Below are 13,790 nucleotides of genomic sequence, written 5' to 3'. Positions count from 1 at the left end.
CCCCGGCCTGGGGTAAGCCCCAGGTCGCAGCCGTCGCCGCTCGTCGTATTCTGTATACAGAGTTCAGAATGACCCCGCCGATGCCCGCCCAGCTCGTCCAGATCGCCGCCGCCCCCGACCTCGTCGACCAGGTCTACCGCGCGTTGCTCGACGCCATCAGCGGCGGTTCGCTGGCGCCCGGCGAGCGCATCACGCAGGAAGACCTGGCCAGGCGCCTGGCCGTCTCGCGCCAGCCGGTGCTGCAGGCGCTGCGCCTCTTGAAGAAAGACGGCTTCGTGCTCGACGCGCCGGGCCGCGGCCTCTTGGTCGCGCCGCTCGATGCCGAATGGACCGCCAAGGTCTACCAGGTGCGCGGCGCGCTCGACGTGCTGGCGGCGCGGCTCGCGGCCGAGCAGCGCTTCAAGATCGATCCCAAGCTGATCGAGCGCGGCCGCCGTGCCGCGCGCGGCCGCAGCGTCGAAGCCATGATCGATGCCGACATGGCTTTTCACCATGCCATCTACGTCGCATCCGGTAACCCGCTGATCGCGCAAAGCGCCGACCAGCACTGGCGCCACCTGCGCCGTGCCATGGGCGCGGTGCTGCAGTCCGTGCCGCAGCGCGAGTCGCTGTGGGACGAGCACGAGGCGATCGCCCGCGCCATCGCGGCCGGCGATGCCGATACCGCCGCACGCCTCAGCGAGGAGCACGGCGCGCAGGCCAGTCGAACCCTCGGCATGCGGCTGGCCGAACGTCTTTGCGCCCACACCCCCACCCAAGCAGGAGATACCGCATGAGACTCAGCCCCGAGCAGCGCGCGCAGTTCGAGCGCGACGGCTACCTCTTCTTCCCCGGCCACTTCTCTGCCGAAGAGACCAAGGTGCTCACGGACGCAGTGCCCGAGCTCTACAGCCGGCGCGAGGCCTTCAACGTGCGCGAGAAAGGCTCGGACGCCGTGCGCACCAATTTCGCCGCGCACCTGATCAGCGAGCCCTTCGCGCGCCTTGCGCGCCATCCGCGCATGGTGGGCCCGGTGAGCGATCTGTTCGAGGAACAGGTCTACATGCACCAGTTCAAGATCAACGGCAAGATGGCCTTCGAGGGCGACGTCTGGCAATGGCACCAGGACTACGGCACCTGGCTCAATGACGACCTGATGCCCACCGAGCGCGCGATGAACGTCGCGATCTTTCTCGACGACGTGAACGAGCACAACGGCCCGCTGATGTTCATTCCCGGCAGCCATGTGAAGGGCGTGGTCGAAGCCAAGCACGATCTCACGACGACGAGCTATCCGTTGTGGACGGTCGACAACGACCTGATCCGCCAGTTGGTGGATCGCGCGGGTGGCAAAGGGCACTACGACGCGGCGGGCCGCCACGTCGGGGGTGGCATCGTCTCGCCCAAGGGCCCCGCCGGCTCGATGATCCTGTTCCACAGCTGCCTCGTGCATGCCTCGGGCAGCAACCTCTCGCCCTTCGACCGCGTGGCCGTGTACCTGAGCCTATGCGCGGTCAGCAACCACATCCGGCGCTTCAAGCGGCCCGAGTACATCGCGCACCGCGACTTCACGCCGATCGAGATGCTGCCGGACGACTGCCTGCTGAAGCCCTACCCGGTCGAGGTGCCGTGGAAGAACGGCCTGCCCGAGAGCGCGCTGCGCACTTCACTGGATGAACTGGAATTCGCCGCCGCCTGAACACCACCATCCGTTCGGGCTGAGCTCGGCCTGCCCTGAGCCGGTCGAAGGGTCGAAGCCGCTGTCGATCGACGCAGCACTTCGACAAGCTCAGTGCGAACGGTTACTAGGAAGCACATGAGCCTTTACACCCGACTCCAACAACGCGCGGCCGACGGCAAGCCGGTGCGCATCGGCCTGATCGGCGCCGGCAAGTTCGGCTCGATGTACCTGGCGCAGATTCCGCGCACGCCCGGCGTGCAGCTGGTCGCCATCGCCGACCTCTCGCCCGCCGCGGCGCGCGCCAACCTCGAACGCGTCGGCTGGAAGCCCGAGCGCGCGGCCGCCCGCTCGGTGCAGGAAGCGCTGCAAACCGGCAGCACCTGGATCACCGAAGACTGGCAGGCCGTGACGCGCGAGCCTTCGATCGACATCGTGGTCGAGTGCACCGGCAATCCGGTGGCCGCGGTCGACCACTGCCTCGATGCCTTCGCGCACGGCAAGCACGTGGTCAACGTCACGGTCGAGGCCGATGCCTTCTGTGGCCCGCTGCTGGCGCGCCGCGCACAGCAGGCGGGCGTGGTGTATTCGCTCGCCTTCGGCGATCAGCCGGCGCTGATCTGCGACCTGGTCGACTGGGCCCGCACCTGCGGCTTTCCCGTGGTGGCCGCGGGGCGCGGCCACAAGTGGCTGCCGCACTTCAGTGAATCGACGCCCGAGACCGTGTGGGGCAACTACGGTCTCACGCCCGAGCAGGCGCTGCGCGGCGGGCTCAACCCGAAGATGTTCAACAGCTTCCTCGACGGTTCCAAGCCTTCGATCGAAAGCGCTGCGGTGGCCAACGCCACCGGCCTCGGCGTGCCCTCCGACGGCCTTCTCTATCCGCCGGCAAGCATGGAAGACATTCCCTTCGTCACGCGGCCGAAGAACGAAGGCGGCGTGCTCGAACGCAAGGGCATGGTCGAAGTGGTGTCCTCGCTCGAGGCCGACGGCCGCAAGATCCCCTACGACATCCGCATGGGCGTGTGGGTCACGGTCGAGGCCGAGACCGAGTACATCAAGAACTGCTTCGACGAATACAACGCGCATACCGATCCGAGCGGGCGCTACTTCACGCTCTACAAGCGCTGGCACCTGATCGGGCTGGAGGTCGGCGTTTCGGTCGCGAGCGTGGCGCTGCGCGGCGAGGCGACCGGCGTCGCCAGCTGCTGGAACGCCGACGTGGTGGCCACCGCCAAGCGCGACCTCGCGGCGGGCGAGACGCTCGACGGCGAAGGCGGCTACACCGTGTGGGGCAAGCTGCTGCCGGCCGAACGCTCGATGCGCATCGGCGGCCTGCCGCTGGGCCTCGCGCACAACATCAAGCTGGTGCGCCCGGTGAAGAAGGGTCAGAGCCTCTGCTGGGCCGACGTCGCGATGGACACCACGACCCACGCCTACAAGATCCGCCACGAGATGGAGTCGATGTTCGCGCCGGCGCAAGCCAAGGCCGCCTGATGGGGTTGACCGCAGTCGCCCTGCGCCAGGCCATGGCCGCAGGCACGATGACGGCCGAAGCAGCAGCCCGCGACGCCCTCGAGCGCATCGCCGAACGCGAGCCGCTGATCCATGCCTGGCAGCACCTCGACGCCGAGGGCGCCATCGCCGCAGCCCGCGCGCTGGACGCGCGCGGCCGGCCCGGTCTGCTGGGCGGCGTGCCGATCGGCGTCAAGGATCTCATCGCCACCGCCGATATGCCCACGCGCTACGGCTCGCCGATCTACGAGGGCTTCCGCCCCGCGGCCGATGCCGCCTGCGTGGCGCTCGCACGCGCGGCCGGCGCGCTCGTGATGGGCAAGACCGTGACCACCGAGTTCGCCTACTTCTCGCCCGGACCCACGGCCAACCCGCACAACCCGGCCCATACGCCCGGCGGCTCGTCCAGCGGCTCGGCCGCCGCGGTGGCCGACGGCATGGTGCCGATCGCCTTCGGCACGCAGACGGCGGGATCGCTGATTCGCCCCGCCTCCTTCTGCGGCGTGTTCGCGCTCAAGCCGAGCTTCGGCGCGCTGAGCCTCGAAGGCATCAAGCCCTTCTCGCCCTCGCTGGACACCCTGGGCTGGCTGGCGCGCAGCGCCGACGACCTGGAGCTGATGCGCGGTGCGATGAACGGGATGGCCTTCGCGCCGCTGCCAACGCCTGCGCCGCGCGCGCTGCGCCTCGGTGTTTGCCGCACGCACGAATGGCCGGCCATCGATGCCGGCGGCGCCGCGGCCTTCGAGCAGGCGCTGAAGCTGGCCGGTGCGGCCGGCGTCACGCTGGGCGACATCGTCCTGCCCAGCGCATTGGCCGGGCTGGTCGAGGCGCAGAAAACCGTGATGGCCTTCGAGGCCGCGCGCCAGCTCGACACCGAATGGCGCCGGCATCCTGAACAGCTCAGCGCGGCACTCAGCGCATTGCTGCAAGGCGGCCGCGACTGCACCGACGAGACCTACGCACAGGCGCTGGCGCAAGCCACCATCGCCCGCCGCCTGCTACCCGAGCTGATGCGCGATGTCGATGCACTGCTGGTGCCCGCCGCACCCGGCGAGGCGCCGGCGGGCCTGGCCGCCACCGGCGACCCGGTCTTCAACCGCATCTGGACCCTGCTCGGCGCGCCCTGCGTCGCCGTGCCCGGCCTGCTGGGGCCGCAAGGCTTGCCGATCGGCATGCAGCTGGTCGGCCATGCGCAGCGCGAGCGCGAGCTGCTGGCCGTGGCCGGCAGCCTGCACCGCGTCCTGACACAACCAGCCGGCTGACTCAGGTACCGATCACGCCGCCGTCGTTCTTGGTGATGACGACCGTCGCCGAGCGCGGCCGGCCGGCGCCGTCGGGCCACTTCGACACGGCCAGCGGACGCTCCGGATCGCTGCGCTCGTTGGCAGGCTCGCCCGGATGCTGGATGTTGATGAACAACGTCTTGAGATCGGGCGTGGCCGTGAGCCCGGTGACTTCACAGCCCGACGGGCCGACCAGGAAGCGGCGGATCTCGCCCTTGGTGGGATCGCAGGCCAGCATCTGGTTGTTGGACAGGCTGCTGTAGTCGCCCTTGCCCAGCGTCGAGGTCGACGCATCGGTCTGGATCCACAGCACGCCGCGCGCATCGACCATCAGGCCGTCGGGGCTGCCGAAGGTGTCGCCCTTGACGCTGCCCTGCGCTTCCGAGCGGCCCTGCTTCGGGTCTCCGGCCAGCACCAGGTGGTTCCAGGCGAACTTGGTGGCATCGAGATCGCCGCCTTCCTTCCAGCGGATGATCTGGCCCATGGTGTTGTTGGAACGCGGGTTGGCCGCGTCCATGAAGGGCTGGCCGGCGGCGCCGCGGTTGCTGTTGTTGGTCAGCGTGCAGTAGACCTCCTTGGTGATCGGGTCCACCGTGGTCCATTCGGGCCGGTCCATCTTGGTGGCTCCCAGCGCGTCGCTGGCCTGGCGCGACTTGATCAGCACGTCGCCCTGGTTCGCAAAGCCCTTGTCGGCGGTCAACGGCCCCTGGCCTTGCACCAGCGGCAGCCATTCGCCGGTGCCGTCGACGTCGAAGCGCGCGACGTACAGCGTGCCGTGGTCCAGCAGCTCGCGGTTGGCCGCGAAGCCGCCGGGCTTGACGCGGTCGCGGCTGACGAACTTGTAGATGTATTCGAAGCGCGAGTCCTCGCCCATGTAGACCACCGCGCGGCCGTCGGCCATCAGCGCTGTGGCCGCGCCTTCGTGCGCGGCGCGGCCGAGCGCGCTGCGCTTGACGGGCGTGGAGCTCGGGTCCTGCGGATCGATCTCGACCACCCAGCCGTAGCGGTTGGATTCATTCGGATGCCGCGCGACGTTGAAGCGCTCTTCGTGCTCGTGCCAGCGGTACTTGGAGCCGTTGCCCTTGCGGATGCCCCAGCGGCGCTGGTGCGCGTCGGGATTGTCGACGCCCTCGAAGTAGTCGGCGAAGTTCTCTTCGCAGGTCAGATAGGTGCCCCAGGGCGTCTGGCCGTTGGCGCAGTTGTTGTAGGTGCCCAGCACGCGCGTGCCGCTCGGATCGGCGGCGGTTCTGAGCATCGGGTGGCCGGCGGCCGGGCCGGTGATGGTCATCGGCGTCAGGGCGGTGATGCGGCGCGCGAACTTCGAAGGCATCACCTGCTTCCACGCGCTGCCCTCGCGCTGGATCTCGATCACCGAGACGCCGTGCGCGTGCATGGATTTGCGCACCTTCTCTGCCGTCCAGGTCTTCATGCCGTCGGCGTGCAGCAAGCCGTCGTCCACGTACTCGTGGTTCATCACCAGCAGGCCGCGCTGCGAGGAGCCGTCGACCGGGAAGAAGGCCATGCCGTCGTGGTGCATGCCGGCCTGCAGCGCCTGCTCGGCCGCGCTGTTGGAACCGTCGGGCTTGAAGGCCGGCATCTGGCCGGCGACGCCCACCGGGTCGCCCCAGCGGTACAGCACCTGCGCGGTGTAGCCCTCGGGCACCGCGACGCGATCGATGGCAGCCATCGGCACGCTCTTGAAGCCGATGCCGCGGCCGAGGGCAGCCGGGTTGCCGGCGCCGCCGGTCGCGGCGCAGCCGGCCAGCGTGCCGAGCGCGAACGGTGCGAACAAGCCGCTGGCTGCTGCCGCCAGGCCGCCGCGCACGAAGATGCGGCGTGCCGGGTCGGAGACCTCGTGAATAGTGGGATTGGCACTCCGGTTGGAGTCCTCCATGCGGTCGAAGTCTTTGGCCATTGTTTTGCTGTGGTGTGGGTAACCGGCCGATGCTCCGCGCTTCGCATGAAAACTCTGTGACGAGCGCAGGACGCGAGGGCTTCGGAGGCTCGCATTCACAGGTCCGCATACGGCCAGCGTCGAAGCGGCCTACGGTCGATGATCGCGACTTCATTTCTTGCAGGAAGCGCATGGATCCGAAACTCCCCCGCCCCTTCGTCAAGCTGGCCTGGTCCAACCTGGCAGCCCAGTCGGCCGAGCAGCTGAGCCTGGCCGCCGTGCCGCTGGTGGCGGTGCTCGCGCTCGGCGCCGGCCCGGGCGAGATCGGCATGCTGGCCACGGTGCAGACCCTGCCCTTCCTGCTGCTGTCGATCCCCCTGGGCCTGATCGCCGACAGGACCTCGCGGCAGCGCCTGATGCTGTGGGCGGAAGGGCTGCGGGCGCTGGCCTTGCTGGGCCTGCTCGCGGTCGTGGCGACGGCCCGCCCGTCGATCGAATGGCTGGCGCTCCTCGGCTTCATTGGCGCCGTCGGCACCGTGGGCTTCAACATCGCGGCGCCGGCGTTGGTGCCGGCGCTCGTCCCGCGCGAAGCGCTGGCCCGCGCCAACGGGCGGCTCGAACTCGCGCGCAGCGCCGCCTTCGCCGCCGGGCCGGCGCTGGCCGGCGCGCTGGTGGCGTGGCTCGGCGCGCCTGCGGCTTTCGTGCTGGCCGCGATGTTGTCGGTATCGGCCGTCGTGCTGCTGCTGCGCATTGCCGAGCCGCAGCGCACACGCCCGAGTGCACGCCATCCGCTGCTCGAACTGCAGGATGGAGCGCGCCTCGTGTGGCGGCACGAGCTGCTGCGGCCCATCCTGCTGACGGCCGCGGCATGGAACACCTCTTGGTTCGTGCTCCAGGCTGCCTACGTGCCCTATGCGGTGCGCACGCTGGGACTGGGCACCGGCGCGGTCGGCCTTAGCCTGGGCATCTGCGGCGCCGGCATGGTGACCGGCGCGCTGCTGGCTTCGCGCATGGTCGGCGCGATGCCGCTGGGCCGGGCGATCCAGTTCGGGCCTGTGTCTTCGGTGCTCGCGGCGCTGCTGATGACGGCCACGCTGGTGGTGCCCAGCGGCGCGCTCGCGGCGATCTCGCTGTTCCTGTTCGGCGTGGGGCCGATCGTCTGGGTCATCACATCCACCACCTTGCGGCAGACGGTGACACCCAACGCGATGCTGGGCCGCGTCTCGGCCGTGTTCCTCACGGTCAATGCCGGCGCCCGTCCGGTCGGCGCGGCCCTGGGCGGCATCGTCGGCGCGACGTGGGGCGAGCCGGCCTGCCTGCTGCTGGCCCTGGCGGGCTTCGTGCTGCAGGCCTGGCTGATCCTTCGCTCGCCGGTTCGGGCACTGCGGCAATTGCCGACACCGGCTGTCGAAATGCCCGCTTGCCAGCCGTCATTGGGTTGAGCGATCCTGCTCGATGTTCCTTTTCGGAGTTCCCATGCAATACATGCTGTTGTTCTATCAACCCCAATCCGAGTTCGACCAGAGCGACGACGCCGCCGCGCAGGCCCACCGCGCCAGCTGGATGGACTATGTGGGCGCGGTGCGCCAGTCGGGCATCGTGCAGAACGGCCACGGCCTGCATCCGCCGATGACCGGCACCACGCTGCGCGTGCGCAGCGACAAGCGGCAAGTGCAGGACGGCCCCTTTGCCGACACCAAGGAACAGCTCGGCGGCTACTTCGTGATCGAGGTGCCGGACCTCGACGCCGCGCTCGAGTGGGCCGCGCGCGCGCCCTGTGCCACCACGGGCGGCGTCGAGGTGCGCCCGGTATTCACCGCACCCGAGATGTGACGGGGTCTGCTGCAATCCACGCAGCGCACGAGGCCGCCGAGAAGGCCGCGCGCCAGTCCTACGGCCGGCTGGTCGCGATCCTCTCGGCGCGCACGCGCGACATCGCCGCGTCGGAGGATGCGCTGGCCGATGCCTTCGCCCGCGCGCTCGAGCGCTGGCCGCAGGAAGGCATTCCCGATCAGCCCGAGGCCTGGCTGCTCAGCGTGGCGCGCAACCGCACGCTCGATGCATGGCGCCACAGCCGCGTGCAGGACGAGGCCACGCAGACCCTGCTTCTGCTGGCCGACGAGTTCACGGCCGACACGGCCGGCGGCGAGGCCGTGCCGGACGAGCGGCTGCGCCTCCTTTTTGTGTGCGCGCACCCGGCGATCGATGCTGCGGCGCGCGCGCCGCTGATGCTGCAGACCGTGCTCGGGCTCGACGCGGCGCGCATGGCGGGCGCCTTCCTGGTCGCGCCGTCCACGCTCGGCCAGCGCCTGGTGCGCGCCAAGGCGCGCATTCGCGCGGCCGGAATTCCTTTCGAATTTCCGCAAACCCGCGATCTTCCGCAGCGGCTGCAGGATGTGCTCGATGGCATCTACGCGGCTTACGGCACCGGCTGGGACGACGTCGATGGCGCCGACGCTGCGCAACGCGGCCTCACCGGCGAAGCCATCGACCTGTGCCGCATCCTGTGCGGCCTGATGCCCGATGAGCCCGAGCCGCTGGGTCTGCTGGCCCTGATGCTGTTCTGCGAGAGCCGTGCCGCCGCGCGGCGCGGCGCAGCCGGCGACTATGTGCCGCTCGACGTGCAGGACACCGCGCGCTGGAACCATGCGATGCGCGAAGAGGCCGAACGAGTGCTGCAGCAAGCCGCGGCTCTGAAGTCGCTCGGCGCCTACCAGATGGAGGCCGCGATCCAGTCGGCCCACTGCGCGCGCCGGCTGGGTGCGCAGGTTCCGCCCGATGCGCTGGTCGCGCTCTATGACGGGCTGCTCGCATGGCGCCCGAGCATCGGGGCCCGCGTGAGCCGCGCCTGCGCGGTGGCGATCGCCGAAGGATCGGCCGCGGGCCTGCAGGCGCTCGATGCCATCGCCATCGCAGAAGTCGCGAGCTATCAGCCCTACTGGGCCGCGCGCGCCCACCTGCTCGGCGGCACCGGCGAGCCCGCCGCAGCCCGCGAGGCCTATGCGCGCGCGGCCGGCCTCAGCACCAGCCCGGCGGTGCGCGCCTACCTGGCCGTGCAAGCCGAACGGCTTTGAGCGAGCGCGCAGAATCGCCAGCTCCATGCGAGCGCTTCTTCGTACCTTCTCCTGGCAGGAACTGCGCCACCATCCCTGGCGCAATGCGGCCGCGGTGCTGGCAGTGATGCTCGGCGTGGCGCTGGCCTTCTCGGTGCAGCTCATCAACGCATCGGCGCTCGACGAGTTCGCGAGCGCCGTGCGCTCGGTCAACGGCCAGCCGGACCTGGAACTGCGCGCCGCGCAAGGCGGCTTCGACGAGGCCGTGTTCGCGCGCGTGGCGCAGCATCCGCAGGTGACGCTCGCCAGCCCGGTGCTGGAATCGCAGGCGGTGGCGCTCGTCGCGGGCAGCGAGCGCCGCATCGCGCTGCGCGTGATCGGCGTCGATGCACTGGTGCTGCCCACGATCGCGCCTGCGCTGATGCCGCAGCCGGCGAAGGACGCTGACCGCTTTGCGCTGTTCGCGCCGGACACGCTGTTCCTCAATGCCGCCGCGCGCACCGCGCTCGGCGAAGCCGCCGCCACGGTGCAGCTGCGCATCGGCACGCAGCAACACGCACTGCGCGTGGCCGGCCAGGTGGCGGCCGGCGGCAGCGCGCTGGCGGTGATGGACATCGGCGCGGCGCAGGATCTCTTCGGCCGCGGGGGCCAGCTCACGCGCATCGACCTGCGGCTCGCGCCCGGCATCGACCGCGCGGCTTTCATCCGTTCGCTGCAGGAGTCGCCGGGCTGGCCCGCAAGCATCCAGATCGCCGAACCGGGCGATGCGGCCGAGCGCGTGAGCAATCTCTCGCGCGCCTACCGCGTGAACCTCACGGTGCTCGCGCTGGTGGCCTTGTTCACTGGCGCCTTCCTGGTGTTCTCGGTGCTGGCCTTGAGCGTCGCCAAGCGCGCGCAACAGTTCGCATTGCTCGGCGTGCTGGGCCTCACGCCGCGCGAGCGGCTGCGGCTGGTGCTCGCCGAATCGCTGGTGCTGGGCCTCTTCGGCAGCGTCGCCGGCATCGCGCTCGGCACCGCGCTCGCCGCCGTCGCGCTGCGGGTGCTGGGCGGCGATCTTGGCGGCGGCTACTTCGACGGCGTTGCGCCGACCCTGCGCTGGAGCTCGGGCACGGCGCTGCTTTATGGCGGCCTCGGCGTGCTCGCCGCGGGGGTCGGCGGCTGGTGGCCCGCGCGTGCGGCCCAGGCGCTGCCCGAAGCGCAGACGCTCAAGGGCCTGGGCGCCGCGCCCGCGCAGGGCGGCGCATACAAGCTGGCCCTGCTGCTGATCGCGGCCGGTGCGGCGCTGGCAACGGCGCCGGCGGTTTTCGGCATCCCGATCGCGGCGTATCTCTCGGTGGGCTTCCTGCTGGTCGGCGGCATCGCCGCCCTGCCCTGGCTGATTGCCTTGCTCTACGGCCGGCTCGCACCGCTCGCCGCGCACCGCGTGTTGCCGATGCTCGCGATCGAGCGCGCGCGGCGCATGCGCGGCACGGCGGCGGTGGCCGTCAGCGGCGTGGTCGCGAGCCTGAGCCTCGCGGTCGCGCTCACCGTGATGGTCGCGAGCTTTCGCGAGTCGGTGACGCGCTGGCTCGACGTGGTGCTGCCGGCCGCTCTCTATGTGCGCAGCGCCACCGCCGGCAGTTCGAGCCAAAGCGAGCAGGCCGCCTTCACGCCGGCCTTCGTGCAGGCGCTCGCGCAACTGCCCGGCGTGGCGCGCACCGGCACGCTGCGCACGCGGGCTCTGCTGCTCGATCCGGCGCGGCCGGCTGTCACGCTGATCTCGCGCAGCCTGGACGATGAGGCGTCGCGTTCGCTGCCGCTCCTGGGTGCAGCACTTCCGGTACCCGCGGGCCGGGTGGGCATCTACGTGAGCGAGGCGATGGTCGAGCTCTACGGCGCGAAGCCGGGCACGGAGTTCGAAGCGCTCACCAAGGCCTTCGGCGGCGGCAAGCGCTTCTTCGTCGCCGGCGTGTGGCGCGACTACGTGCGGCAGTTCGGCGCCATCACCATGGATGCGCGCGACTTCGAGCGCCTGACCGGCGACCGCAGCGTGAGCGACATCTCGCTGTGGCTTACGCCGGGTGCGTCGGAAGCGCAGGTGCAGCAAGCGGTGCGCGAGGCCGCCGCCGCCGAGCCGATCGAGATCGCCTCCGTCGGCCAGCTGCGCGCGACCTCGCTGCGCATCTTCGACCGCAGCTTCGCCGTCACCTACTGGCTGCAGGCGGTGGCAATCGGCATCGGCCTGTTCGGCATCGCGGCCAGCTTCAGCGCGCAGGTGCTGGCGCGGCGCAAGGAGTTCGGGCTGCTCGCGCATCTGGGCTTCACGCGCACCCAGGTGCTCGCGGTGGTGGCCGGCGAAGGTGCGGCCTGGACCGCCATCGGCGCCCTCGCCGGCCTGGCGCTCGGGCTCGCGGTGTCGGTGGTGCTGGTGCACGTGGTCAATCCGCAGAGCTTCCACTGGACCATGGACCTGCTGGTGCCGTGGGCGCGCCTGGCCGCGCTGTGCGCCGCGGTGGTGGTGGCCGGCACCGTCACCGCCTGGCTGGCTGGGCGCGCGGCGGCCGCGCGCGATGCGGTGCTGGCGGTCAAGGAAGACTGGTGAGGGCATGGCGCCGGCGGTGCGGCCAAACGCGGCCATATCATCACGCACCGTCATCGGTCTTGGTCTCGCCGTGAAGTCGGCTGCGGGCCGGTGTCGAACGAGGAACCCACATCCATGACCGAAGCCACGCCAACCCCACCTCTTCCCGATCATCTATCCATCGATCCGCGCAGCCCCCATCACGTCGCTGCCGTCTTCGAGCACGACATCGGCATCCGATTCAACGACAAGGAGCGCGCCGATGTGGAGGAGTACTGCATCAGCGAAGGCTGGATCAAGGTGCCCGCAGGCAAGACGCTGGACCGCAAGGGCAAACCGCTGCTGATCAAGCTGAAGGGCAAGGTCGAGGCGTTCTACCGATAGAGCGAACATCGGCAGTCATGGCACGATTCGATGACGATGATTGAGATCAAAGCTGCCGAGCTGCCGCGCGACCTGGACACGGTGCGCGTCCTCTTTCGCGAGTACGCCGAAAGCTTGGGCATCGACCTGGAATTCCAGGGCTTCGAAGCTGAAGTGGCCGCATTGCCCGGCAAGTACGAGCCGCCTGCCGGCCGCATATTGCTTGCATGGAGAGGTACGGACGCGCTCGGGTGCATCGCGCTTCGCCCCATCGACGCCAGCACGGGCGAGATGAAGCGCCTTTACGTCCGGCCCCAGGCACGCGGCGAGCAGCTCGGGCGACGACTCACGGAACGCGTCTGTCAGGAGGCGCGTGAAGCAGGGTACGCCCGCATCTGTCTCGATACGCTGCCCACAATGGGCGCCGCTCAAGGCCTCTACCAGTCGCTAGGGTTCAGATCGATCGAGCCCTACGTCTTCAACCCGATTCCAGGCACCAAGTTTCTGGCGCTGGATCTGTAGGGCGGTCTCGCTCGACGCAAGGCAGTTTTCCCTACGCTCGCGCGCTTGGATTTCATGATCTCAACCCAGTACGTCAGTCGCGTCGCCCTGCTGCGCAACAAGGTCGAGTCGTTCGAGCGGTACCCGTTCTGCCTGCCGGCGATTCGCTCCTTCGAACACATCGACCTTCATCCGAAGGTCACGTTCTTCGTGGGGGAGAACGGGTCCGGCAAGTCGACGCTCCTCGAAGCCATTGCAGTCTCGCTGGGCTTCAATGCCGAGGGCGGCAGCAAGAACTTCCGCTTCGGAACCCGGCAATCGCATTCGGAGCTGCACGAATACCTTCGCGTTGCCAAGGGCATCAAACGGCCTCGCGACGGGTTCTTCCTGCGGGCAGAAAGCTTCTTCAACGTCGCCACCGAGATCGAGAATCTCGATGCCGAGCCCTCGTTCGGACCACCTGCCATCGACTCCTACGGCGGCCGCTCGTTGCATGAACAGTCACATGGCGAATCCTTCATGGCGCTCATGATGGAACGCTTCGGCGGGCAAGGCATCTACATCCTCGACGAACCGGAGGCCGCTCTCTCGCCCCAACGGCAGCTTGCCGTGTTGTCGCGCATGCATGACCTCGTCCTGGACGCGTCCCAGTTCATCATCGCGACTCACTCGCCGATCCTCATGGCCTATCCCGATGCATGCATCTATCAATGCAGCAAGGAAGGAGTTGCGAAGGTTGCCTATGAGGACACCGAGCATTTCCAGGTCACCCGCGACTTCCTCGCCAACCCGGAGCGCATGCTTCGCATTCTTTTGGAACGTTAGTTCATCGAAGCTGTTGAGACAGAGTCAGCGGACGGCCAATATGCGCGCCTCAGGGTGAGCGAAACATTTCGTATCATCTCTGCCTCCTGGGTAAGCCCCGGGTCAAGCAACAACAGGAAGCGCATCGAGATGAAGTTTT

The 13,790-nt window shown here is 69.3% G+C and carries 12 protein-coding genes; 11 read left to right on the top strand and 1 reads right to left on the bottom strand.

The features are described from left to right. Window positions 1-80: 80 nt before the first annotated feature. The 4 genes from ACSQ89_RS10270 (at window position 81) to ACSQ89_RS10255 (ending at window position 4,434) form a co-directional block, all read left to right on the top strand. The gene (locus ACSQ89_RS10270; RefSeq protein ID WP_436290603.1) at window positions 81-776 is read left to right on the top strand and encodes a GntR family transcriptional regulator; all 696 of its coding nucleotides are present in this window, start codon (window positions 81-83) and stop codon (window positions 774-776) included. Continuing rightward, window positions 773-1,678 carry a phytanoyl-CoA dioxygenase family protein gene (locus tag ACSQ89_RS10265; protein ID WP_093102504.1) on the top strand — a complete coding sequence of 302 codons (906 nt, stop codon included), beginning with the start codon at window positions 773-775 and terminating at the stop codon, window positions 1,676-1,678. The genes ACSQ89_RS10270 and ACSQ89_RS10265 overlap by 4 nt, the downstream gene beginning before the upstream one ends. A 117-nt stretch (window positions 1,679-1,795) precedes the next feature. Beyond that, on the top strand, window positions 1,796-3,154 hold the full coding sequence (locus ACSQ89_RS10260; protein WP_436290604.1) for an NAD(P)H-dependent oxidoreductase: 1,359 nt from the start codon (window positions 1,796-1,798) through the stop codon (window positions 3,152-3,154). Further along, window positions 3,154-4,434 (top strand): amidase, encoded by a 1,281-nt coding sequence (locus ACSQ89_RS10255; RefSeq protein ID WP_436290605.1) that lies wholly within the window; start codon window positions 3,154-3,156, stop codon window positions 4,432-4,434. The genes ACSQ89_RS10260 and ACSQ89_RS10255 overlap by 1 nt, the downstream gene beginning before the upstream one ends. Before the next feature lies 1 nt (window position 4,435). Here ACSQ89_RS10255 and ACSQ89_RS10250 read toward each other — a convergent pair whose 3' ends face one another. Continuing rightward, window positions 4,436-6,370, bottom strand: a complete 1,935-nt coding sequence (locus ACSQ89_RS10250) for a PhoX family protein (protein ID WP_436290606.1) — start codon at window positions 6,368-6,370, stop codon at window positions 4,436-4,438. A gap of 170 nt (window positions 6,371-6,540) precedes the next feature. Here ACSQ89_RS10250 and ACSQ89_RS10245 point away from each other — a divergent pair, with 170 nt between their 5' ends. The 7 genes from ACSQ89_RS10245 to ACSQ89_RS10215 all read left to right on the top strand — a co-directional run bounded on the left by ACSQ89_RS10245 (window position 6,541) and on the right by ACSQ89_RS10215 (window position 13,651). Then, a complete protein-coding gene (locus tag ACSQ89_RS10245; RefSeq protein ID WP_436290607.1) occupies window positions 6,541-7,791 on the top strand; it encodes an MFS transporter in 1,251 nt (416 codons plus the stop codon). Between the two features lie 34 nt (window positions 7,792-7,825). Continuing rightward, window positions 7,826-8,182 carry a YciI family protein gene (locus ACSQ89_RS10240; RefSeq protein WP_436290608.1) on the top strand — a complete coding sequence of 119 codons (357 nt, stop codon included), beginning with the start codon at window positions 7,826-7,828 and terminating at the stop codon, window positions 8,180-8,182. Further along, entirely contained in the window at window positions 8,179-9,423 is a 1,245-nt protein-coding gene (locus tag ACSQ89_RS10235) for an RNA polymerase sigma factor (protein ID WP_436290609.1), read from the top strand. Before ACSQ89_RS10240 ends, ACSQ89_RS10235 begins: the two co-directional genes overlap by 4 nt. 25 nt (window positions 9,424-9,448) lie before the next feature. After that, window positions 9,449-11,983, top strand: a complete 2,535-nt coding sequence (locus tag ACSQ89_RS10230) for an ABC transporter permease (RefSeq protein ID WP_436290610.1) — start codon at window positions 9,449-9,451, stop codon at window positions 11,981-11,983. A 114-nt stretch (window positions 11,984-12,097) separates the two neighbouring features. Then, window positions 12,098-12,346: a DUF3297 family protein gene (locus ACSQ89_RS10225; protein ID WP_093102490.1), complete on the top strand. Its 249-nt coding sequence runs from the start codon at window positions 12,098-12,100 to the stop codon at window positions 12,344-12,346. Between the two features lie 36 nt (window positions 12,347-12,382). Continuing rightward, on the top strand, window positions 12,383-12,847 hold the full coding sequence (locus ACSQ89_RS10220) for a GNAT family N-acetyltransferase (RefSeq protein WP_093102686.1): 465 nt from the start codon (window positions 12,383-12,385) through the stop codon (window positions 12,845-12,847). Window positions 12,848-12,901: 54 nt separating this feature from the next. Further along, entirely contained in the window at window positions 12,902-13,651 is a 750-nt protein-coding gene (locus tag ACSQ89_RS10215) for an AAA family ATPase (RefSeq protein WP_093102684.1), read from the top strand. Window positions 13,652-13,790 lie beyond the last annotated feature (139 nt).

Origin of the sequence: Variovorax sp. LjRoot175 (assembly GCF_964253805.1) — a bacterium.
Classification (GTDB): Bacteria; Pseudomonadota; Gammaproteobacteria; order Burkholderiales; family Burkholderiaceae_C; genus Variovorax.
The sequence above is the reverse complement of the archived record's forward strand: the minus strand, read 5'-3'. Positions and strand labels throughout refer to the sequence as shown.

Excerpts from the sequence above, each read along its gene's own strand:
- ACSQ89_RS10270 (WP_436290603.1), top strand. The coding sequence starts at position 81 with ATGCCCGCCCAGCTCGTCCAGATCGCCGCCGCCCCCGACCTCGTCGAC.
- ACSQ89_RS10265 (WP_093102504.1), top strand. The coding sequence starts at position 773 with ATGAGACTCAGCCCCGAGCAGCGCGCGCAGTTCGAGCGCGACGGCTAC.
- ACSQ89_RS10260 (WP_436290604.1), top strand. The coding sequence starts at position 1,796 with ATGAGCCTTTACACCCGACTCCAACAACGCGCGGCCGACGGCAAGCCG.
- ACSQ89_RS10255 (WP_436290605.1), top strand. The coding sequence starts at position 3,154 with ATGGGGTTGACCGCAGTCGCCCTGCGCCAGGCCATGGCCGCAGGCACG.
- ACSQ89_RS10250 (WP_436290606.1), bottom strand. The coding sequence starts at position 6,370 with ATGGCCAAAGACTTCGACCGCATGGAGGACTCCAACCGGAGTGCCAAT.
- ACSQ89_RS10245 (WP_436290607.1), top strand. The coding sequence starts at position 6,541 with ATGGATCCGAAACTCCCCCGCCCCTTCGTCAAGCTGGCCTGGTCCAAC.
- ACSQ89_RS10240 (WP_436290608.1), top strand. The coding sequence starts at position 7,826 with ATGCAATACATGCTGTTGTTCTATCAACCCCAATCCGAGTTCGACCAG.
- ACSQ89_RS10230 (WP_436290610.1), top strand. The coding sequence starts at position 9,449 with ATGCGAGCGCTTCTTCGTACCTTCTCCTGGCAGGAACTGCGCCACCAT.
- ACSQ89_RS10225 (WP_093102490.1), top strand. The coding sequence starts at position 12,098 with ATGACCGAAGCCACGCCAACCCCACCTCTTCCCGATCATCTATCCATC.
- ACSQ89_RS10220 (WP_093102686.1), top strand. The coding sequence starts at position 12,383 with ATGATTGAGATCAAAGCTGCCGAGCTGCCGCGCGACCTGGACACGGTG.
- ACSQ89_RS10215 (WP_093102684.1), top strand. The coding sequence starts at position 12,902 with ATGATCTCAACCCAGTACGTCAGTCGCGTCGCCCTGCTGCGCAACAAG.